At 60.7% G+C, this 18,257-nt stretch carries 14 protein-coding genes; 2 read left to right on the top strand and 12 right to left on the bottom strand.

Going from position 1 to position 18,257, the window contains the following annotated elements; translation table 11 throughout:
- Positions 1-346: hypothetical protein (locus ACLFKU_RS28875; RefSeq protein WP_410851342.1), on the top strand; the 346-nt coding region annotated here is incomplete at its 5' end.
- Between the two features lie 11 nt (positions 347-357).
- Positions 358-1,164, top strand: a complete 807-nt coding sequence (locus ACLFKU_RS28870; protein WP_410851341.1) for a hypothetical protein — start codon at positions 358-360, stop codon at positions 1,162-1,164.
- Between the two features lie 88 nt (positions 1,165-1,252).
- Here ACLFKU_RS28870 and ACLFKU_RS28865 read toward each other — a convergent pair whose 3' ends face one another.
- From ACLFKU_RS28865 to ACLFKU_RS28810, 12 genes are all read right to left on the bottom strand, one after another.
- Positions 1,253-2,212, bottom strand: a complete 960-nt coding sequence (locus ACLFKU_RS28865) for a UDP-glucose 4-epimerase family protein (protein ID WP_152850826.1) — start codon at positions 2,210-2,212, stop codon at positions 1,253-1,255.
- Positions 2,213-2,381: 169 nt separating this feature from the next.
- On the bottom strand, positions 2,382-3,521 hold the full coding sequence (locus tag ACLFKU_RS28860) for a glycosyltransferase (RefSeq protein ID WP_410851340.1): 1,140 nt from the start codon (positions 3,519-3,521) through the stop codon (positions 2,382-2,384).
- 210 nt (positions 3,522-3,731) lie between these two features.
- A complete protein-coding gene (locus ACLFKU_RS28855) occupies positions 3,732-7,526 on the bottom strand; it encodes a glycosyltransferase (RefSeq protein WP_410851339.1) in 3,795 nt (1,264 codons plus the stop codon).
- A 26-nt stretch (positions 7,527-7,552) separates the two neighbouring features.
- Positions 7,553-8,407 carry a glycosyltransferase gene (locus ACLFKU_RS28850; protein WP_410851344.1) on the bottom strand — a complete coding sequence of 285 codons (855 nt, stop codon included), beginning with the start codon at positions 8,405-8,407 and terminating at the stop codon, positions 7,553-7,555.
- Positions 8,408-8,579: 172 nt separating this feature from the next.
- Positions 8,580-9,410 carry an SDR family NAD(P)-dependent oxidoreductase gene (locus ACLFKU_RS28845; RefSeq protein WP_368624235.1) on the bottom strand — a complete coding sequence of 277 codons (831 nt, stop codon included), beginning with the start codon at positions 9,408-9,410 and terminating at the stop codon, positions 8,580-8,582.
- Positions 9,329-10,537 carry a glycosyltransferase family 4 protein gene (locus tag ACLFKU_RS28840; RefSeq protein WP_410851338.1) on the bottom strand — a complete coding sequence of 403 codons (1,209 nt, stop codon included), beginning with the start codon at positions 10,535-10,537 and terminating at the stop codon, positions 9,329-9,331. Before ACLFKU_RS28840 ends, ACLFKU_RS28845 begins: the two co-directional genes overlap by 82 nt.
- Before the next feature lie 139 nt (positions 10,538-10,676).
- Entirely contained in the window at positions 10,677-11,831 is a 1,155-nt protein-coding gene (locus ACLFKU_RS28835; protein WP_368585877.1) for a 2-deoxy-scyllo-inosose synthase, read from the bottom strand.
- A gap of 47 nt (positions 11,832-11,878) precedes the next feature.
- The gene (locus ACLFKU_RS28830) at positions 11,879-12,850 is read right to left on the bottom strand and encodes a glycosyltransferase (protein WP_152850832.1); all 972 of its coding nucleotides are present in this window, start codon (positions 12,848-12,850) and stop codon (positions 11,879-11,881) included.
- On the bottom strand, positions 12,847-14,103 hold the full coding sequence (locus ACLFKU_RS28825) for a glycosyltransferase (RefSeq protein WP_410851337.1): 1,257 nt from the start codon (positions 14,101-14,103) through the stop codon (positions 12,847-12,849). The genes ACLFKU_RS28830 and ACLFKU_RS28825 overlap by 4 nt, the downstream gene beginning before the upstream one ends.
- Positions 14,096-15,217, bottom strand: a complete 1,122-nt coding sequence (gene wecB / locus ACLFKU_RS28820; protein WP_410851336.1) for a non-hydrolyzing UDP-N-acetylglucosamine 2-epimerase — start codon at positions 15,215-15,217, stop codon at positions 14,096-14,098. Before wecB ends, ACLFKU_RS28825 begins: the two co-directional genes overlap by 8 nt.
- On the bottom strand, positions 15,214-16,788 hold the full coding sequence (locus ACLFKU_RS28815) for a polysaccharide deacetylase (RefSeq protein ID WP_410851335.1): 1,575 nt from the start codon (positions 16,786-16,788) through the stop codon (positions 15,214-15,216). Before ACLFKU_RS28815 ends, wecB begins: the two co-directional genes overlap by 4 nt.
- Entirely contained in the window at positions 16,785-18,179 is a 1,395-nt protein-coding gene (locus tag ACLFKU_RS28810; protein WP_368585873.1) for a phenylacetate--CoA ligase family protein, read from the bottom strand. The genes ACLFKU_RS28815 and ACLFKU_RS28810 overlap by 4 nt, the downstream gene beginning before the upstream one ends.
- Positions 18,180-18,257: the final 78 nt, after the last annotated feature.

Here is an 18,257-nt window from a genome sequence, read left to right as displayed (position 1 = left end):
GATGTCATGCGCAACGCCAATCCTGCCGTCCGGTCCGCTCGGTCACGTTCCCGAAATGACCGGTCACGTTGCCGAAATCCCCGGTCACGATCCCGAAACGGCCGGTCACGTTCATCCGAAATACGCAGTATCCGCCGCGATCGGACCCGCAATCGTGGTTTGCGGATTGCACTGGCTCGCTGCAGTCAAGCGCGACAAATGTGTCTGGGTCGCCGCTTCACTGGCGCTCGGCCTCGTCATTGGAAGGTTGGCCATTGTGGTGGTGGCAAAGGTCCACGGCTTCGCGATTTCGCTCAACCTGCGGCCTTCGCGGATTTCGAACGGCTTTCGGGTAACTTCGCACTAGTGACTCGCGGCTTGCTGATGATCTTTGGCGCGGACTTCACAGGCAGACCGCTAGCTCCCAGCGGCGGCATGACTTTCAGAGAGGCTCTGGCCGCGACGCCGGCTACGATGTTCGCTCGCGTCGTATTTCTGGTCGCCGCGATCGCTGGTAGCCTGCTGATGGTCAGACGCATGTTCTCGGGCAGGCTCGAGCAGCTCAGAAACACAGACTTTCTATTGATGTGCTTCGCGTGGTCTAGCGTCATCGCCATGCTCGCCGCGCTTCTCAGCGACCAGATGCAGAACCTGACGTCGTATCGCTATCTTTTGCCGACGTTGGTGTATGGATCGATCGTAGGTGCAAAGCTGCTTGGCGGCAGCACTTTGGGACGATTGCTAATCGTTGCTGCCGGCATATTGTCGGCCGGATCGTTTTGGGGAACGCTCCATGTAGCGCGTGAAAACCCGACTTACTTTGGCCCTGCAATCCAGGGTCTTGCAGCGTGGCTTCAAGAGAATCGCTTGACTGACGGGTATGGGCCATATTGGTCTGCCTCGTCGACCACGCTCGCGTCAGGCAACTCCGTGCGTACGCGCGCCGTAATAAAAGGTGCGGATGGCTTGATCCGGCCATACTTGTGGCTATCGCGGCACGAGTGGTACGGATCTCCCACCGGGAAGCGATTCATCCTCGTCGACACGGTTAATCCGGACAACTACACCACAGCCGATGTTATCGCGCAGTTCGGCCAGCCCTCTGTGCTAAAGCGCGTGAACGGTTACGACATACTCATCTATGCCGACCCGGACTCGCGCCTTTCTCAGCTTGTGGCCAAGTGATGCCGGACGACGGATGGCGGACAAAAATGTCGGCGGTTAACGGGAGCGCTGGGAAGGTGGTGGAATCGAGATTCGCCAGCAGCGATTTTCAGCGCGTCGCCCGATACCATGCTGCAGTTTGCAACAGTCCTTGTTCGACAGTGTGCGGCGGATACCAGCCGAGCGTCTTACCGATGTGCGAGCTATCGAGCCGTAATTCGCCGATCAGCCGGTCGACTTGCGCGGAACGCCCGCTAATCTTGCCCAGCATGCGCAGCACGCTTGGCGGCACAGGCACGAGCCGGCACGGCGCGTGAAGTTGCGTCGCGAGCATGCGAGCCAGTTCGGCGACGCTCAAATCGTGCCGGTCCGTCACGTGAAACGTCTCCCCCGCCGCGCGCGGATCGGTCACGGATTGGACGATCGCATCGGCGAGATTATCGACGAACACGAGGCTGCGCCGCGCGGTAATCGCGCCAAGCGGCAGTGGAAGACCTCGGGATATTGCATCCATCAGCTGCAGGAAATTCGCCCGCACGCCCGGCCCATAAACCAGCGGCGGGCGCACCACGACCACTTCCAGTCCGCTTTCACGCGACAAGGCGAAAAGCGCCCGTTCAGCTTCGAGCTTGGATACACCATAAGGATCGCATGGGGCCGGCTCGTCGCTCTCGCGCAGCGGACGGCCCTCATCGCGTTCGCCAATCGCCTTGATACTGCTAACGAATACGAACCGGCGCGCACCGGCGTGGAGCGCTGCCTTGGCAACACGCAACGTCCCTGCAACATTGGTCTCGCGGTAGGCGGCCAGTGGATCGGTACTGGTGTCGCGCATCATGTGCACTCGCGCTGCCAGATGCACCACCGTATCGGGAACGAGCGCCGCAGGCCAGCGACTGCCGACCTCCAGGAAGTCACTCGTTTCGAGAACCCACTCGCGCACTCCGTCGCAAGTAGTGCCCGGCTGGCGCACGACGCCTGTGACGGCGTCTCCGCGCTGCAGGAGAGCACGCGAAACGGCATGACCGACGAAACCGTTCGCGCCAGTGATGAGTACGGTGTGAGTCATGGTGGAATGCGCAAAATAAGGTGGTCCGGCACGAACCTCTGCACGCCGTAAGGTATGCGCGGGCTATGATCCGCGCATCGGCGTCGTTTCGGACGGCAGAACAGTTCCGGGTTCGGTGCGGATGCACCCGATCGAACAGCAACCCATACGCGGTCTCTCCCGATCCGGTTCACATTCGCTCAGCGGTCGCTACCTGGTCGTACAGCCGTCGGTACGCGCGGCCTAGGGCGGGCGCTGAACACAACCGCTCATAACGGGCCCGCGCCGCCAGTCCCATCTGTCCAGCCAATGTTTCGTCGGCGAGCAACTGGCAAGCAGCCGCGGCGAACTCACGCGGAGATTCGGGCGGAACGACGAAACCAGTCACATTGTGCTCGTTCACAAACGACGTGCCCGAACCGACCTCACAGCAAACCATGGGTTTGCCGAACATCGATGCTTCGACCAGCACCATCCCGAACGCTTCCGAGCGGAGGTGCGAAGGCAGGAGCATCGCACGGCACCCCTTCAGCAATGCGATTTTCTCTTCTTCGCTGACCTGGCCGGCAAAGATGACATTGGAAGCACCGACATCCGCCGCGAGTTTCTTCAGGTTTTGCATCTCTGGCCCCGATCCCGCGATTACCAGGGTTGCCGGAATCAAGGGCGCGGCTTCGATCAGCGTGTGCAAACCCTTGTAGTAGCGCAGTACACCAAGCGAAAGAAAATACGGTTTATCGCCGAGTGCCATGCGGGCGAGCGTTTGCGGTCCGCATCGCTGGGCGAAATCGCTGTTCGCGTAGTCGCCGATCCCTAGCGGTATGACTTGCAGCCGCTGCGGCGCGACCAGCGAAGCCAGTACGGTGCTCGATTTCGCGTAAGCCGGCGAGGTCGCGACGACGGCCGACATCGAAGACAACATGCGCGCCATCAACGGCCCGTATATGGAGCCGAGGAAGCGCTGACGGACGACATCGGAGTGATACGTCATGACGGCGGGTTTGCCGCTGCCGCCCATCATGCGCAACACATCGCCGAACGGCCAGGGGAAATGGAAATGCAGAACGTCGGCCCAGTCCGCGAGCCTACGATACTGCCGGAACGCATCGAGACCGCCAAGATCGCAAGACGCGGGCGCCGCCCATGATTTGGATCGAATCACCTGCCCTTCTGCAACCGTCAGTTCGCGCGGCACAGGCTGAGGTGAAAGCGTAAATATCTTCGATTCGACGCCGCACGCCTTCGTCGCCAGGCTGATTTGCCGGATCGCCTCCTGAAGGCCGCCAGGGGGATCGGGAAAATAAGTGCGGTATATATGCAGCGCCTTCATACGGCTTCCTTCGCGCGGCAGACACGCATGGTTACGGAGCGCTCCGCGCTGGGCGTCCGATTCCGTCGTCGCGTGATCTGGTGGATTTCGTCGCCCAGCCGGTAAAAGAGCGGGCTCGTGGATTCGCGAGAACGTGGCCGAGCCCGTGCAGCGTTCTCAAGCGCACGGTCACGACCGGACATCCTGTCGCGCAAGACCGCCGACATGCGGCTACGCGCGTTGCTGCAATTGCGCCGCGGCCAGACGAGCAAAGCGTTGTGCGCTCAGCGCCCACGTGTCGAATGTGAGACGACGCGGGTCCGGCACCTTGCCTTGCGCGTGCAATTCGAGCCAGCGGTGAATGGCCTGCTCGAGATCCGCCGCCTGCGTGCCGGTGAAATAGAAAGCCGCGTCGCCCGCGACTTCGCGAAAAACCTCGATGTCACGCGCGATCATGGGAAGACCGTGCTTGGCAGCTTCGATCAGCGGCAAACCGTACCCCTCACCTTCCGACGGCGATAGCAGGCAGGATGAAACGGCATAGACCCGTTCGAGATATTCGTCGCTGATGCCTTCCAGCCAGAAAAGGCGCTTGCCGAGTTCCGGGGCGTTGCGGATCGCCTCGACCGTCGCGGGAATGGTGCGCCGGTCGCTGGCAGGCAACGACTTCCACCCCTCGTAACCGACGATCACGAGATTGACGTCCACCCCCGCCTTCCACAGCTGCTCGAAAGCCTGAACCGCCTGCAAGTGCCCTTTGCGCGGTTCGATCGTGCCGACCATCAGAAACGTTGGACGCAGCTTCATCTGCTCCAGGGTCGCCTCCGCGTCGTCGGGCAGACCCGAGCTCGGGAACGATGCGTTGACATCAGCACCGTGATGCGACACCAGCAGGACCGGCTTGCGCGCCTGCGACGCATGGTGATCGGCCAGCCATTGAGCGACGTCTTTGCGCACATGTTCGGAGATGCAGAAAAGCATGTCGGAGTTAGCGCAGATCGTCGCAGCCCACGTCTTATGCGTGTCATGCGCCCACGGCGGGAAAAACTCGGGACGGGTAACTGGCAACAGGTCGTGTACAACGAACCCGATCTGGGCTCCCGCTGAGCGCCAATAGTTATACAGACCGTTCCCAGCCGCGGCAGCGACACCGTCCGAGTACAGGTCGAGCGCGATCAACGCATCGCCTCGTGCGGGGATGACGAGCTCGTCGATCGGATCGACAAGCTCGTAACCGGGCTGCTTCGACAGGTACGTCTGCGCCTTCCGCACGCGCCAGCGGCCGTTTTCCTGATTCAGATACACGGGAACGATGTTGTAGCCGTTCGGCGGGGTGACGAGCAACTCGCGCAGCAGCGAGCGGGCCACGCGCTCGATGCCGGTCTTCAGATCGTTGCGGGCGGTCGCCGAAATATCCAGGTAGATGCTCGGCTTGACGGGCGACGCAAGCAGATTGGTGGCGACCTGCACGCTATGGCGGTCCAGCGCCGCGGAAGGCGGGAACTGACGCCAGAACCGGGTCGCGGTCTGCTTCGTCTGCTGAAGCGCCCGCGTCTCGTACACATGCTCGATCACCGCCGCATAGCCAGCAGTGGTCTTGTGCGGCTCATGATTGTCGTAGATGTACTCTTTCGCTCGTGCGCCGAGCCGCTCGCGCAGCGACGCGTCGCGCCACAGGCGTTCTAGCGCGGCGACGAGATCGCCGGTCTTGAACTCGTCGTCGAGCTTGATCAGCGTGTCATCGGGATACTCGGCCATTGGACCGTTCGCGTTCACGATCAGCGAAACACCATGCACGAGACAGTCGAGCACGGTGCGGGACGTTTCTCCACGCGAACACGTGCGCAACTGTACCGCCACGTCGACAACCGACAGATAGTCGACGAACGACTCGTGGTCGACGAACCCCGTGATGCTGATGCGCGATGCACCTTCACTGCGGCTGATCGTCTCGTCGATGCTGAGGCCGTAGTCCGACTCTTCGCGGCCACCGACGAAAATCAGTTTGCAATGCTTGTCCTTGACGAGCGCCGAACGATCCCACGCTTCGAGCAACGTGTGATTCAGCTTCGTGAAGTCCATGAAGCCGAACGCGCAGACGACGAAATCGTCACTGGCAAGGCCGAGCTTGCGTCGTGCCTCGTCTCGCCGCGTGGTGTCGACAGCCGCTCGATGCTGACGGACGACGCGCATCTTGCCCATGAACGCTTTGCCATAGAAACTGCCGGCGAGTTCACGACTATAGTTCGAGTGAACGATCACCCCGAGCGCGTTCGACATCACGTCCACGCTGCAGGGCCACTGACGCTTCGCGGCCTGGCCGCCTTCGCGCGCATACTGCTCGAGCGCGCCGTAGCCATGCGAACGGACCAGCGCGTGCTTCATCGCGTCCGGCTCGCGACCGGTCATATCCATCCAGAGCACCAGCGAACTCAGATAGAAGTCGTGCGCCACGACAACGCCGGGATAGCGACGCATCAGATCGAACATGTGTTCGTGGAATGGCGAATTGCCCATCTGATACGCGACACGATCGAACAGGTCCGCGTTTTGTTCGAACCACGCGATAGGCTTGACGTCGAAGATCTCGCCCGCTGGGCCGGGCAAAACTTCATCTCCCTGCTGATCCGAAATCACAGTGATTTCATACGTCTCGCCGAGCGTCGGCAATAATTCCGACACGTAATCGGCAATGCCCGTGCGTTCGGGCGGCAGCGGCGACACCATCGCAAGGCGTGGCCGACCCACCGGCGTCGCGGCACCGGGCTGCCCGGCACCGCGCCGCGCATCGTGTGCACGACGTTCGAGTTGCGCGGCCACGCCCGACTCGATCGCGCGCAAGGCGCGCTGCGCCGTCTTGTCCCACGAAAATTCCTGTGCCTGCTGAAGCGCGCTTGCGCGCAGAGACTGGCGGAACGAGTCGTCAGTAAGCGCTTTGGTCATCAACTCGCGAAGCTGCGAAAGCGACGCCGGATCGAACATCGCGTCTTCGCGCCCGATGACCTCGGGTACGCTCGTCGCATTCGAGCCGAGTACCACCGCACCGCACGCCATCGCCTCGAGCGGCGGCAGCCCGAAGCCTTCATGAAACGACGGAAAGACGAACAGTTCGCATGCCCGATACAGCGAAAGCAGGTCCTGGTCCGTTACATGCCCCAGTACGCGCAGCTGATCCGGTTCGAGCCCGACTTCCGCGGCGAGAGTCTCGATCTGTCTGATCCGCTCTTCGTCGGCGCCCCCGACGAGGACGACCTGACGCCCGTTGCGCAGCTCGGCCGGCATCGATGCGAAGGCCCGGACGAGTTGCGCAAAATTCTTGCGCGGTTCGAGATTACCGGCGCTCATGACGAACCGTTCGGCAAGACCGAACTTGTCGCGTAGCGCAGCAAGTTCGCCTGGCGCAAACCCTCCCGGTGTGAACATACTGTCGCAAGCTGTCGACATGTTCACAATTCGGCCTTCCATCTCCGGCAGTGCGCCAAGGCACTCCAACCGCGCGTAATCCGAGATCGACAGAAGCAGATCTGCGCGTCTTAGCGATTCGATCTTGAGATCGTAGTAATTCTTGTAGTGAGCGGGCCAGTGAGGATCCGGATTCAAATAGGGAATCAGATCGTACAAGGTCACGGCCGTGAATGGACCATCCCCGAGCAAGCCCACGGAAGTTACCGCGTCGTCGACGAAACCTTCGAACAGACTGGTGAGGAACACCGCGTCCGGATTGATCGACTGGATCAGACGCTCGCGGGCCAACTCCGCCAGACGCGCGCGGGCCTCGTTAGCCGTATCGAATGCGGCAACAGGACCTTCAGCATCGAAAACGATGATGTCTTCGGCAGGCACATCGGCCTGCAGCTGCTGGCGCAGCTCGTCGAGTCCTTCGGTGTATAGACCATTAAGCAGCAACTTGATCGAATGGTCTCCGCGGTTGCGTAGCACACCCTTGACGAGCGCGAGCGAATAGCGACCGATACCACGAAAACGGCTGGCCGATTGACAACCTTGAAGGTCTAGTACGATTTTCACAGTTATTTCTTCGCGAGCAGGATGGATTATCCGAGCAGTGACCGGTAGCAACGCACGATTTCAGGCATGACGAGCGGCCAAAGCAAACGATGGCGCGCAGCCCATATCGAGCGATCCGGCGACGATGCGATGGCCGCAGCAATCCCCGCACGCAACGAGTCTCTTGACTTCGGATCGACCCAGGTGACGGAGTCACCGAAATATTCTGTCGTGGAGCCGACTTGCGTCAGCAGCACTTTGGCGCCCAGCGCAGCGGCCTCAATCGCAGCGATGCTCGGCGTCTCGAGCAGGCTCGGCATGGCGAAGAACTCGCAACCGGCCATCGCCGAGCGCAACATCTCCGACGCGTACGGAAGCGTTCCAACGATTTTCAACTGATCGCCACCCGCCTCGATACAGGCACGTGCGTATTGCTTGTCGCGCGCGGCCCCGGCGATGACGAACTGCAGGTCAGGCCGCTCTTCGCGCAACACCCGAATAAACTCGAGCTGGTTTTTGCGCGGCTCGAGATTCGCAACATTCAGTACAAACGGGCCATCGATATCGTGAGCTTCGCGAAACACGTTGGTGTCGGCGGGCACGAGAAAATCCGCCTCGGCGGCGTTGTACACGCAATGAAATTTTTCGCGCGCGATGCCGAAAACATCGCTCAACGCGTCGCCTTCCATGTGCGAATTGACGATCACCCGATCAGCCAATTCCAGGATATTCCATATCGCCGCATAGGGATAGTCGTCTTTCGTCTCGCGCGTGATCCACAGGTTCGGATTCACGACGAGCTTGAGCCCGCGCTTCTTCGCGAAATCGCACATTTCGACAACGCCGGGCATGACCGAGAACGCGTGGAAGATCTGATAGTCATCCAACGAGGGGTTCCACATGTCGTACAGATCGGCCTGCACGCCGAACCGCGGCAGGTGATGCGCATACGCCGCCATCTGCCGCTCACCGCCGCCGGGGACGTCCATCGCCCAAGGGTAGTTGTAGAAAAGCGCTTTCATTCATTGTCCCGAGTCAACGCGTCACGAGACGCAACAATTGTTATTTGCAGAATCACGACTGGTTCCACACCGTATGCATCAACCAGTCACGCCCCGTCACACCCGATGCCTCATCCGAAACAAGAAACGCCACCAGGTTGGCCACTTCGGCTGGCGTATTGAACCGCTTCAACTCGAGCGGCGCACAGGTTTCTTCATAAAACTGCTGCGCGCTGATACCTCGTTCGGAAGCCATCCGTTCGATATCCTTGAATGACATCTCCGTGCCCACCCAACCCGGACACACAGCATTCACGGTAATGCCTTCGGCGCCCAGCTCTTTCGCCCAGCATTTCGTCATGCCGATCAGGCCGAACTTCGACGCGCAATAGGCCGAATAGCCGGCCCGGCCTTCCTGCCCAAGTTGCGATGCAATGTTGACGATACGTCCCGGACGCGCCAGCCGAGCGATCAGGCCCTTCGTCAGCAGATATGGGCCGATGAGGTTGGTGCCCAATACTTCGTCCAACGGATCGTCGCCACTGTCCAGCAGGCCGAAGGTCTTGCAAATCCCGGCGTTATTGACAATGGCCCACAGTTCATCCCGCCAGCTGCTCGCGAATCGACTGACCGCCTGGGCGTCGGCAAGATCCAGCGCATGAACGCGCGCCTGCATATCGGTCACGAACGGCTCGCCGCGAAGTGCGTCTGCCGATGCTTCGCTGCTCGTCAACAGGTCCAGAGCATACCCCTTCCCTGCCAGCGTTTGCGCGATCGACAGCCCGATGCCGCGACTCGCACCTGTCACGAGAATGCGTTTCGTCATGTTCCGATACTCCAGAAAAATTCGTCGCCGCGCATCTTTCCGACTGCGCGCATCAACTGCATCGCCGACTCGGGCCACGACAGCACTTCCATGTTGTCCGGAAAGAGTATCTCGCCGTTCGCGCGCTGGCTGATCCACTGCTGAAGCAGCGCGTGCAACTCAGTGTGCGACGAACCGGTGAAATAGGTCGCCGCATCTGCGCAAATTTCGCGGAACACCGGAATGCTGCGGGCGATCAGCGGAAGCCGGTAGTGCGCGGCCTCGACGAGCGGCAAGCCGAAGCCTTCGGCGCACGACAGCGCAAGCAGCGCCGACGACGCCATGTACACTTCTCTCAGATACTCGTCGCTAATGCCGTCGAGCCAGAACAACTGCCTGCCCAGGCGCGGATGGGTCTTGAGCCGCTCGATCAGCCGCTCGATCTTCCAGCCCGCCCGCCCGACGAAGACCAGATTGACGTCTTTGCCTTCGGCCCACAGTGCCTCGATCGCATCGAGCGCCAGTTCATGCCCTTTGCGCGGTTCGAGCGTGCCCACCATCAGGAAAGTCGTAGCGGACTTGAGGCGCGCCAGTACTTCGCCAGCTTCTGCTGGCAGTCCAGTCGAGGGAATGCTTTCCGCGATGTCTGAACCGAGATGGAAGTAACCTAGCTGAGGCGGCTCGGGGCGCCTCAACGGATGTTGCCTGATCCATGCCTGCACGTCGGTTCGCACCGACTCCGAGATACAGATCAGTCCATCGCCTTCCTCGCTGACGCAATCGAACCAGTAGTTGAAAAGCTGCAGGTAGTCATTGCCTTCGAACCAGGCATTCGTCCCTTCGAACCATTCTGGGTACATCAGAGGTATCAGGTCGTAGACGACGAAGTAAATGCCGACTCCGTGCGAGCGAAAACGAACCAGTTCCTCGCGCAACGACGGCGTGATGTTGTACGCGAGGTCGACGCTCAGAAAGATGTCGCCCGCAGCGGGCTCGATCGCAATTTCGTCGGGCGATTCCGGTTGCCCTGTCAATTGGTGCTCAGCCAGAGAAGTCGCCGTCACGAACCGGCCGCTCGAGCCGTCGCCACGTACGGCCACTACTTTCCAGTCTTTCGGAGGTCGCTGCCTCAACGCTTGAAGCAATGCCCGCGTGACCCGCTGGATGCCCGTGCCCTTGTCGAAGCCGGCAAGTTCGGTCACGTCAAAATATAGTCGATGGCGCATGAACCGTTCGTATCAATAGTGTGCTTGACGTTGTCCCCAAAGGAATCCATCGTCTATCTGGGTTGTCGCCCCCATCTACGCAAAGTCCGGCATCGCGTGTGACTCGATGCCGGACTCGCGCACAACCCGTCGACCGCAGTTAGCTGACGCGCCGTGCGTCGCGCTGGCCCTGCTGGCGATTCTTTTCGATGGCTTCGAAGATCACGGATTGCTCAATGTAGTGACCGAAGTTGCCATTGTTGGTCGGCGCCATGACGCCGGCCGTCCGGACGAGACCCATATAAGCCTTGCCGCTCAAAAAGTGCTTGTCATAGCGGATTTTTTCCCACAGATCCGACAGCGAGAAAGCTTCCGGTACCGTGGTGGGCAAGCCCATACGGCGGAACACGTCGTAATGTAGCTCGACCGTTTCCTCGTCGGACAAGCCGAGCAGCAATGCCACTTCCGCCGATACGCACATGCCGATCGATATCGCCTCTCCGTGGTACACGTCGCCCTCGGACAGGTGTTCGACGGCATGGCCGATCGCGTGCCCGTATTGCTTGAGCGTTTCATCGTAATCCGAATCGAGATCGCCGCTCATCACCTCGAGCTTCAGTTCAATCGACTTCTTTACAACTTCGGTCAGGAAGTCCGGATCCACCAGATGCTCGCTGTTGGACATCAGGTACGACAGGAATTTGGTGTCCTGACAGATCGCATGCTTGATCGTTTCGGCAAGGCCGTCGCGAATCAGACGAACGTCGAGTGTTCGCAGCACGAGCGGATCGACCACGATCTTCGACGCCGGGTAATAACTGCCGATCAGGTTCTTGCCGTGATCGAAGTTGATCGCCTGCTTGAAGTCGATCGCCGCGTCCACCTGCGACAGCAGGCTCGTCGGAAAATGCACGAGGCCGATACCGCGATACAGCGTCGAGGCGAGAAAGCCCGCGAGATTGTTCACCACGCCGCCGCCCAGACTGAAGATCACGGAATGCTTGTCGAATCCGTAGTCGAGCGCCTTCTCGACCAGCTGAGAGTAGATCTTGAAGCTCTTTGAGGCTTCGCTTGCCGGCACGACCAACGTACGCACCGACCGCCCCGAGCGCTCGATTCCTTCGAGCACGCGGCGCAGGTACAGCTTTTCCACATTCTTGTCCGTCACCAGCAGGTGCTTGGACTCTTTCCGGATGTGGTTGAACACGCCCATTTCGTCGAGATGACGCAGGGAATCCTTCTGAACAATGACCTCGCTAACCAGCCTCTTGTCAGCGTGGAAATTGAAGTGGCGTACGTCTGTCTGGTCGCTCATATGAATCTGATGCACGGCAGCCCGTGCCGAATGAATTGAAGACGCGGTTAAGACCGCACGCGCAAGACCCGGACCAACGGCTCCAGACATTGCGGCATCAGGTACTGGTTGTGTACATTGCGCTGCAACTGGGGCGACACCGGCGTATTAAGCGCCGCTTCGACGCCCTTCTGGATCGATTCGGTCGACATCGGATCGACCTGATGAACCAGTTCGTTGCCGAAATGCTCTTGCGTCCACGGCCCGCTCGACAGCACCATCGGTACGCGTGCCAGCGCCGCCTCGAACGCGGAGAAGCCGGCGGGCTCGAGCGACACTTCGATGAACGCCTTGCAGCCGCGCACAGCCGAGCGAAGAATTTCCGACTTCGGCGCCAGGTACGGGAGGAACTTGAAGTGCGCCGGCGCGGCTTTCACACAAGCTTCGTAATATTCGCGGTCGCGGTAGTCGCCTACGAATACGAGCGGAATTCTGGAGTCGCGCAGAGCATGGATAGCCGCAAGCTGGTTCTTACGCTCTTCGATGATACCGACCGACAGCAGATAATCGTCGACCTTATAAGCCTGTTTGAAGAGATCGCCGCTGATCAGCTCTTCGAAGCAGGAATCAGCGCCCCAACGACAAAACGCGACTTTCGACTGGTCGACGGGAACGTGCGCGTTGACATTCTCAAACTCTGATTTCGACTTGAAAACGATCATGTCGGCCAGAGCGAAGAACGCCGCGGCGGAATTCTTCTCCCCTTGCGACGGCTCCTTCGACCACCACAGGCTCGGCATCAGCACGAGCTTCTTGCCCTCCGCCTTGACTTCGCGAACGAATTCCATGCCGGTTGGGATAACGGAATAGTGCAGCACGACGTCGTATTTGTTCAGCGGTTGGGCCGTCGGGCCATACAGGTCCGCTCGCACACCAAGCTGCCGCAGGTTCACCATCAGGTCGACGAGTTCGAGCTCACCGCCGCCGCGATGCAAGAACGCAGCCGGATAAGTGGTAATAAGTACACGCGAATCGGTCATTCAACGCTCCATTTAATGTCGCCAGCCAACGGGTCGGTGCTCGACTCGACCGGCTCGGCCCATACCAGATCCAGCATTTTAGCGGTTCGGGCATCCCAGGTATTATCGCCCACGTATTGGCGCGCCTCCACGGGATCGAGCCTGCCGCGTTGCAACTGCCGCTCGATAGCGGCGATGAACGCTTCGGGCGAGCCGCCCACCTCCAGCCCCGCGAGGCGTTCCTTCGTAAAGTCGAGCGGCGTCGCGACGACCGGCAGCCCGGCCGCGAGGTACTCGAAGAACTTCATCGGAAACATCGACCGGGTGTAATTGTTCAGCAGCGTCGGCAGCAGGCCGACGTTCATGCCTCGCAAATACGAGGGCAGTTGCTGATAGCTCCGATACCCCAGGAAATGAACGTTCGGCAGCGCCCTGAGCCGCGCAACCATTTCGCTTCGCTGACCTTCCCGCTCTTCACCGATAAAAATCCACTGCCAGTCCGGTCGCCGTTTCGCCGCTTCGTGGATCAGCGGAAAGTCGACCTTAAAGTCCGACAGCACACCGTGATAAATCAGTCGGGGGGCGGGGATCGATGCGACATCGGGCGGCAGTTCGCTTCCTTCGAATGCTCGCCCGAAATGGCGCGCATCCACCACATTCGCGAAGTAATGAGTGTTGGCGTTGTAGCGCAGACAGTGATCGCGAAGCGCGACTGCCGTGGTGAAAACGGCCTTGCTCTGCGCCAACAATTGCTGCTGCGCGACATCGAAAGCCTCGACGTCGACGCCCGGGATGGCCGCCAGATCGTCCACACAGTGATAGACGAAGGCGCCATGCGGCAAGTCTTCGATCGCGCCCAGCATGAAAGGGTGATAGGTCCAGACGAGCGGATCGGCAAACCGATGCTTCCGCGTGAACCGGGCAATGCTCCATTTCAGCAAGGCCTGATTGAACATCCGGAACATCGGCATGTGATGCCTGGCCGGAATCATCAGTGGCGATAGGACCCAGACGTTTTTCTCGCGCTGCGGTGGCGCAACGAAATTCGAACGCAAGCCGCTCCACAGCCGCCGCCAGATTCTTGCCCAATCCTTCCCGCTCGACACCTTCGGCGAGCGCAGCCCCGGACTTTCCACATACAGCACGCGCCAGCCATTCTGCGCGAGGATATGCGCGGTGTGCTGCTTGTTCGTCCAGTACGGTTCGTCCCAATCGGCGGTCGAAAACAGAATGCAATCGGACGTTCGCCGCCTGGCGTGCACGCCCTCACCCATTGAAGGCCTCGACTGCATGATCCAACAGGCTCGCCACCATACGTTCGGAGGCGCGACCATCTCCATACGGATTCGGCCGGTTGCGCAGCGCCCGGCGCCGCTCCGGATCGTCGAGCCAGTCGATCACCGCGGCTTCGATGCTTTCCGGACGCTGACCGGCAAGCGTCGAGAAGCCGGCATCGACGCCTTCCCTTCGCTCGGTATGACTGCGCATCACGACGACGGGTACGCCGAAGGTCGGTGCCTCTTCCTGGATGCCGCCCGAATCGCTGATCACCAGCGCACTGCGGCTGATCAGGTACAAGCTGGACGGGTAATCGACGGGCTCGATCAGTGCGAGATTGCGAATGTTGCCGAGTTCTTGCATGACCGGCTCACGCACGGCGGGATTCAGATGGACGGGGAAAACCCATTGGTATTGCCCGTATCGGCTGCACAACGTGCGTAGCACATGGCAAATCCCCAGCAGCGTGTCGCCGAAATTCTCTCGCCGGTGACACGTCACCAGGATCGTCTCGCGGCCTGCCTCGCCGCCCGCAGGCAGCACCAGACTCTGCGATGCGCGCTGCCACGAATCGCGCGCCATCATGATCGCATCGACGACGGTATTTCCGGTCACCATGATCTTCGAGTCGTCGATGCCTTCGCGCAGCAGATTTTGCCGCGCGAGTTGCGTAGGTGCGAAATGACGGCTGACGATGCGGCCAAGCAGACTCCGATTGGCTTCTTCGGGGAACGGGTTCTGCAGGTCACCGGTACGCAGGCCGGCTTCCACGTGGGCGACCCGAATGCCCCGGTGAAACGCCGCGAGGCCCGCGCAAAACGCCGTGGTCGTATCACCTTGCACGACGACCCAGTCAGGCCGCACGCGGGAGAATACCTCGTCCATTTCCGTGAGCAGACGCGCCGAGAGGATGTTCAGCGAACTGCCAGGGCTCATCGTTTCCACACTGACATCGGGCACGATGCCGAAGAAATCCAGTGCCTGCGCGAGCATTTCGCGATGCTGGCCGGTCGCGCACACGATCGTATCGACCTGCTTGCGCAGTGCCGCGACGACGGGCGCCAGCTTGATGACTTCGGGGCGCGTCCCCATGACGACCATGATTTTCATGTCAGGCGTGTCCCGTTCAAGGCTTGCACCGATTCGCCCTGCCATTCGAGCGTCATGCCATACGGCGCCGGCGCCGCCGCCGAAAGCTGCACGCGCCACGCTCCGTCATCGGCAATCACATTGGCCAGCGATTTCGCGCGCAGGAAATCCATTGCGTCGTCTTCGTGCATGAAGAGCGGCTTGTGAGCCCGCGCCTGCATATAAGCGATGAACTGCTGGTGCGCCTCGATTCGCGCATCCTCGTCTGGCCAGCCATATTGATACCGCTCGGAGAATGGATGATCGAGATAGCCGAATAGCGTGTGACTGTCGAAGGCCAGATCGAAAGCCTGTTTGAATACCGCGAGCGGGTCGCCCGAAGCCAGCATGCAGTCGCCATGCAGCATCGTTTGCTGGCTATGGCCGATGAACCCGGCGGGAAGGCCTGCAAGGCCACCACCACGGGCTATCAGGAACTCGGGGTCGTTGCGGATGATGCCGCCGATACAGCCGGCGTAGCCCGCATCCGATAGGGCCGCGAGCGCATAGGGCGGACTTTGGTGAAAGGGCGATACGGCATACCGCACCGGCTTGCGAATCACCTCTTCAATGAGCCGCATGGATTCGCTGCCTTCGACCAGTGCGGCCTCCAAAGAGCCGCCCCAGTTCGGCGCGTGCGTCGCTGTATGCGACAGGATTGCGGCGCGCGGATCGGCGGCCAGTTCGCGCAGGATTCTGTGATTAGCCTCGTTGCCGAGATTGCTCGTATGCACGGCCAGCGAGAACGGAACGCCGAGACGGCGGTACGCATTCCACAGCGGCCGTGCCGATTCGACGTCCTCGTCGCAATCGAGTCGTGAAGTGATTGCCGCGTCGTGGCCCCAAGGAATCTCTGTGAGCACAGGCTGGCATGCGGTTCGATCGCTCCGATGCGACGACACGAAGTTTTCGACCAGGCGCCATTCGAACGAATCGATGGGTCCAACTGACCGGTTGAACCACAACACGGTGGCGGCATCGCGTTCCCACAGCGCGGCATAGGTAAAACCGCGCTCGTCGTCGATATCCACCGAAGCGAGACGGCAATCTTGCGGCGCGTCGATCGGTGCGCTGGTCGCCCAAATCGAGCCGTCCGCGCGAATGGCCCCGAAGCCGAGGTTGTTCCACTCGTCGGTAAAGTCAAAGCGCTCGAACGGCCGGAGCCACGCGCGCCCGCCAAGTTGCGACGCGCGTTTCGTATATCGCACGACGGCGCGGCTTTGCGCGGTCTCGCGACTGGGAGCCGAAGGACTGCGCGCTGCCTGCTGGAAGCCGTCCGGCCAGGGGCGTTCCTGGCAGCCGAGCTCGCTTGCCAGCGAAAGAGGCAGCCGCCCGAATACGATGAGCTTGTTGCGCGGTTTGCCCAACCATTGCACCAGCGCATCGCCCCATGCATCGGGAACGTCGACGGCCGTAACGATCGTCGCTCCAAGATCGCGCAACATGCCCGGCGAAATGGCGCGAGCACCGGTCGAGCTGACCGAGCGGCGCAGTGCGGCCAGCACATACTCGCCGGCTTCCTTCGAGGCGCAGGAGTGGAGTACGCCGATCATGCGGTCACCACATGGCGGAATTTGGCCCGGCGTCCGACGCGAAGGAGTTCGCCGTGACCGACATACGAAATCGCGAAGGCGTCCTTCCAGTAACCCTTCAGCTTGCGCGTCGTATCCTCCTCGTTCGCCCACGGTTCGAGCACGATGCGCAGTGTCGGCGGAGAAGTGCGCAGGTCGATCTGGAACTCCTGGATGCCGCCGACGCGATGGTCGAGCATGTCCTGAATATGGTGCGTCGGATGTGCGACGCCGTTGATCGGAACCACATCGTGAATTCGCCCGACGACGTCGGTCAGGAACAGACCGGTGCTGCGTTCTTCGACGGTCGCGAGGTCGCCCGTGGCATAGCGGATCAGCGGCATCAGGCGGTTTCGGAAACCGGTGAAAACCAGTTCATTCCTGCCGTCCGCGCCGTCGCCCGCATCGCTGGGGACCGGACGGTTTTCCGGCCACCCCTCGGATTCGAGGATCTGGAAACCGTTCTGGTGTCCATCGAGCTCGTAGGCCATCACGCCCAGCTCTGCCAGACCGTAGCGATTGATCACGCGGCAGCGCAGCGCTCTTTCGATCACTTCGCGCTGATGCGCCTCGAGCAGCTCCCCGCTGGATTCGAATATTTCGAAGGCTTTGCCGGTTTGGTATTTGCGCTCGATATAGCATGCGAGCGCGTACATCGTCGACGGGTGGCCATGCGCGAGATAAGGCCTGCGTCGCTTGAGCGTGCGCCACATCTCCTCGAGTCCTTCGTCATCGATCCGATCGAAAAAGATGTTGCTGCGGTTCATCGCGAAGCATTTGAAATCCTCGCGCGATGGCCATTGGGGCACGACCTCGTCGGGAAACCGGCAGGCGAAATGCAATTCGGATCGGTAACCGCGCTTGCCTGCGCGGCGTCGCGCGTAGAACGTGACGGCCGACGAATAGTCGGCGGCTTCCTGGTCGTAAAAGATCGTGCAGGACAATCCCGTCGAACCGCCGGTCTTGCAGGCGTGATGGCGCGTACCTTCAAGCGGGCGAGAGAACAGGCGTGCGCCCTGCTCGCGAATCACGTCCTTGGTCAGATACGGGAGTTCTTCCAGATAGCGCGGGTCCTTCCCTGCCTTGATGGGATCGAACTGCTTTTCGCGAAACAGATCGCGATAGTAAGGAACGTGCTCGCCAGCGAATTGCAGGATCGATGTGAGGCGCTCAAGCGCGATGCGGCGCCGCGCTTCGAATGGCAGCTGGTAGTGCCGACGGAGTTCGGCGATCTTCGGCCGCACGCTGCGCTTTTCCCGGCTTTCGGCAATCGGATAGGCGACGTATGCGCCTGCAACGCCCTTCAACAGGCGGAACGGTTGATGCAAAAACAACGATTCGCCATAGCGAACCAGAGGGTGATCTGCGCGCATGGATGCATGCCTTAGCTTTGCCCCGGTTTAGCAGGAGCCGAAATAGAATAAGCTTCGAGCCACGCGGCCCGGACGGGC

Origin of the sequence: Paraburkholderia sp. EG304, assembly GCF_046543485.1 — a bacterium.
GTDB lineage: Bacteria > Pseudomonadota > Gammaproteobacteria > Burkholderiales > Burkholderiaceae > Paraburkholderia > Paraburkholderia youngii.
The sequence above is the reverse complement of the archived record's forward strand: the minus strand, read 5'-3'. Positions and strand labels throughout refer to the sequence as shown.

Bases quoted from the DNA above. Each gene is read 5' to 3' on its own strand.
- wecB (WP_410851336.1), bottom strand. From the start codon at position 15,217: ATGAAAATCATGGTCGTCATGGGGACGCGCCCCGAAGTCATCAAGCTG.
- ACLFKU_RS28825 (WP_410851337.1), bottom strand. From the start codon at position 14,103: ATGGGTGAGGGCGTGCACGCCAGGCGGCGAACGTCCGATTGCATTCTG.
- ACLFKU_RS28860 (WP_410851340.1), bottom strand. From the start codon at position 3,521: ATGAAGGCGCTGCATATATACCGCACTTATTTTCCCGATCCCCCTGGC.
- ACLFKU_RS28835 (WP_368585877.1), bottom strand. From the start codon at position 11,831: ATGAGCGACCAGACAGACGTACGCCACTTCAATTTCCACGCTGACAAG.
- ACLFKU_RS28865 (WP_152850826.1), bottom strand. From the start codon at position 2,212: ATGACTCACACCGTACTCATCACTGGCGCGAACGGTTTCGTCGGTCAT.
- ACLFKU_RS28810 (WP_368585873.1), bottom strand. From the start codon at position 18,179: ATGCGCGCAGATCACCCTCTGGTTCGCTATGGCGAATCGTTGTTTTTG.
- ACLFKU_RS28840 (WP_410851338.1), bottom strand. From the start codon at position 10,537: ATGCGCCATCGACTATATTTTGACGTGACCGAACTTGCCGGCTTCGAC.
- ACLFKU_RS28815 (WP_410851335.1), bottom strand. From the start codon at position 16,788: ATGATCGGCGTACTCCACTCCTGCGCCTCGAAGGAAGCCGGCGAGTAT.
- ACLFKU_RS28830 (WP_152850832.1), bottom strand. From the start codon at position 12,850: ATGACCGATTCGCGTGTACTTATTACCACTTATCCGGCTGCGTTCTTG.
- ACLFKU_RS28850 (WP_410851344.1), bottom strand. From the start codon at position 8,407: ATGTGGAACCCCTCGTTGGATGACTATCAGATCTTCCACGCGTTCTCG.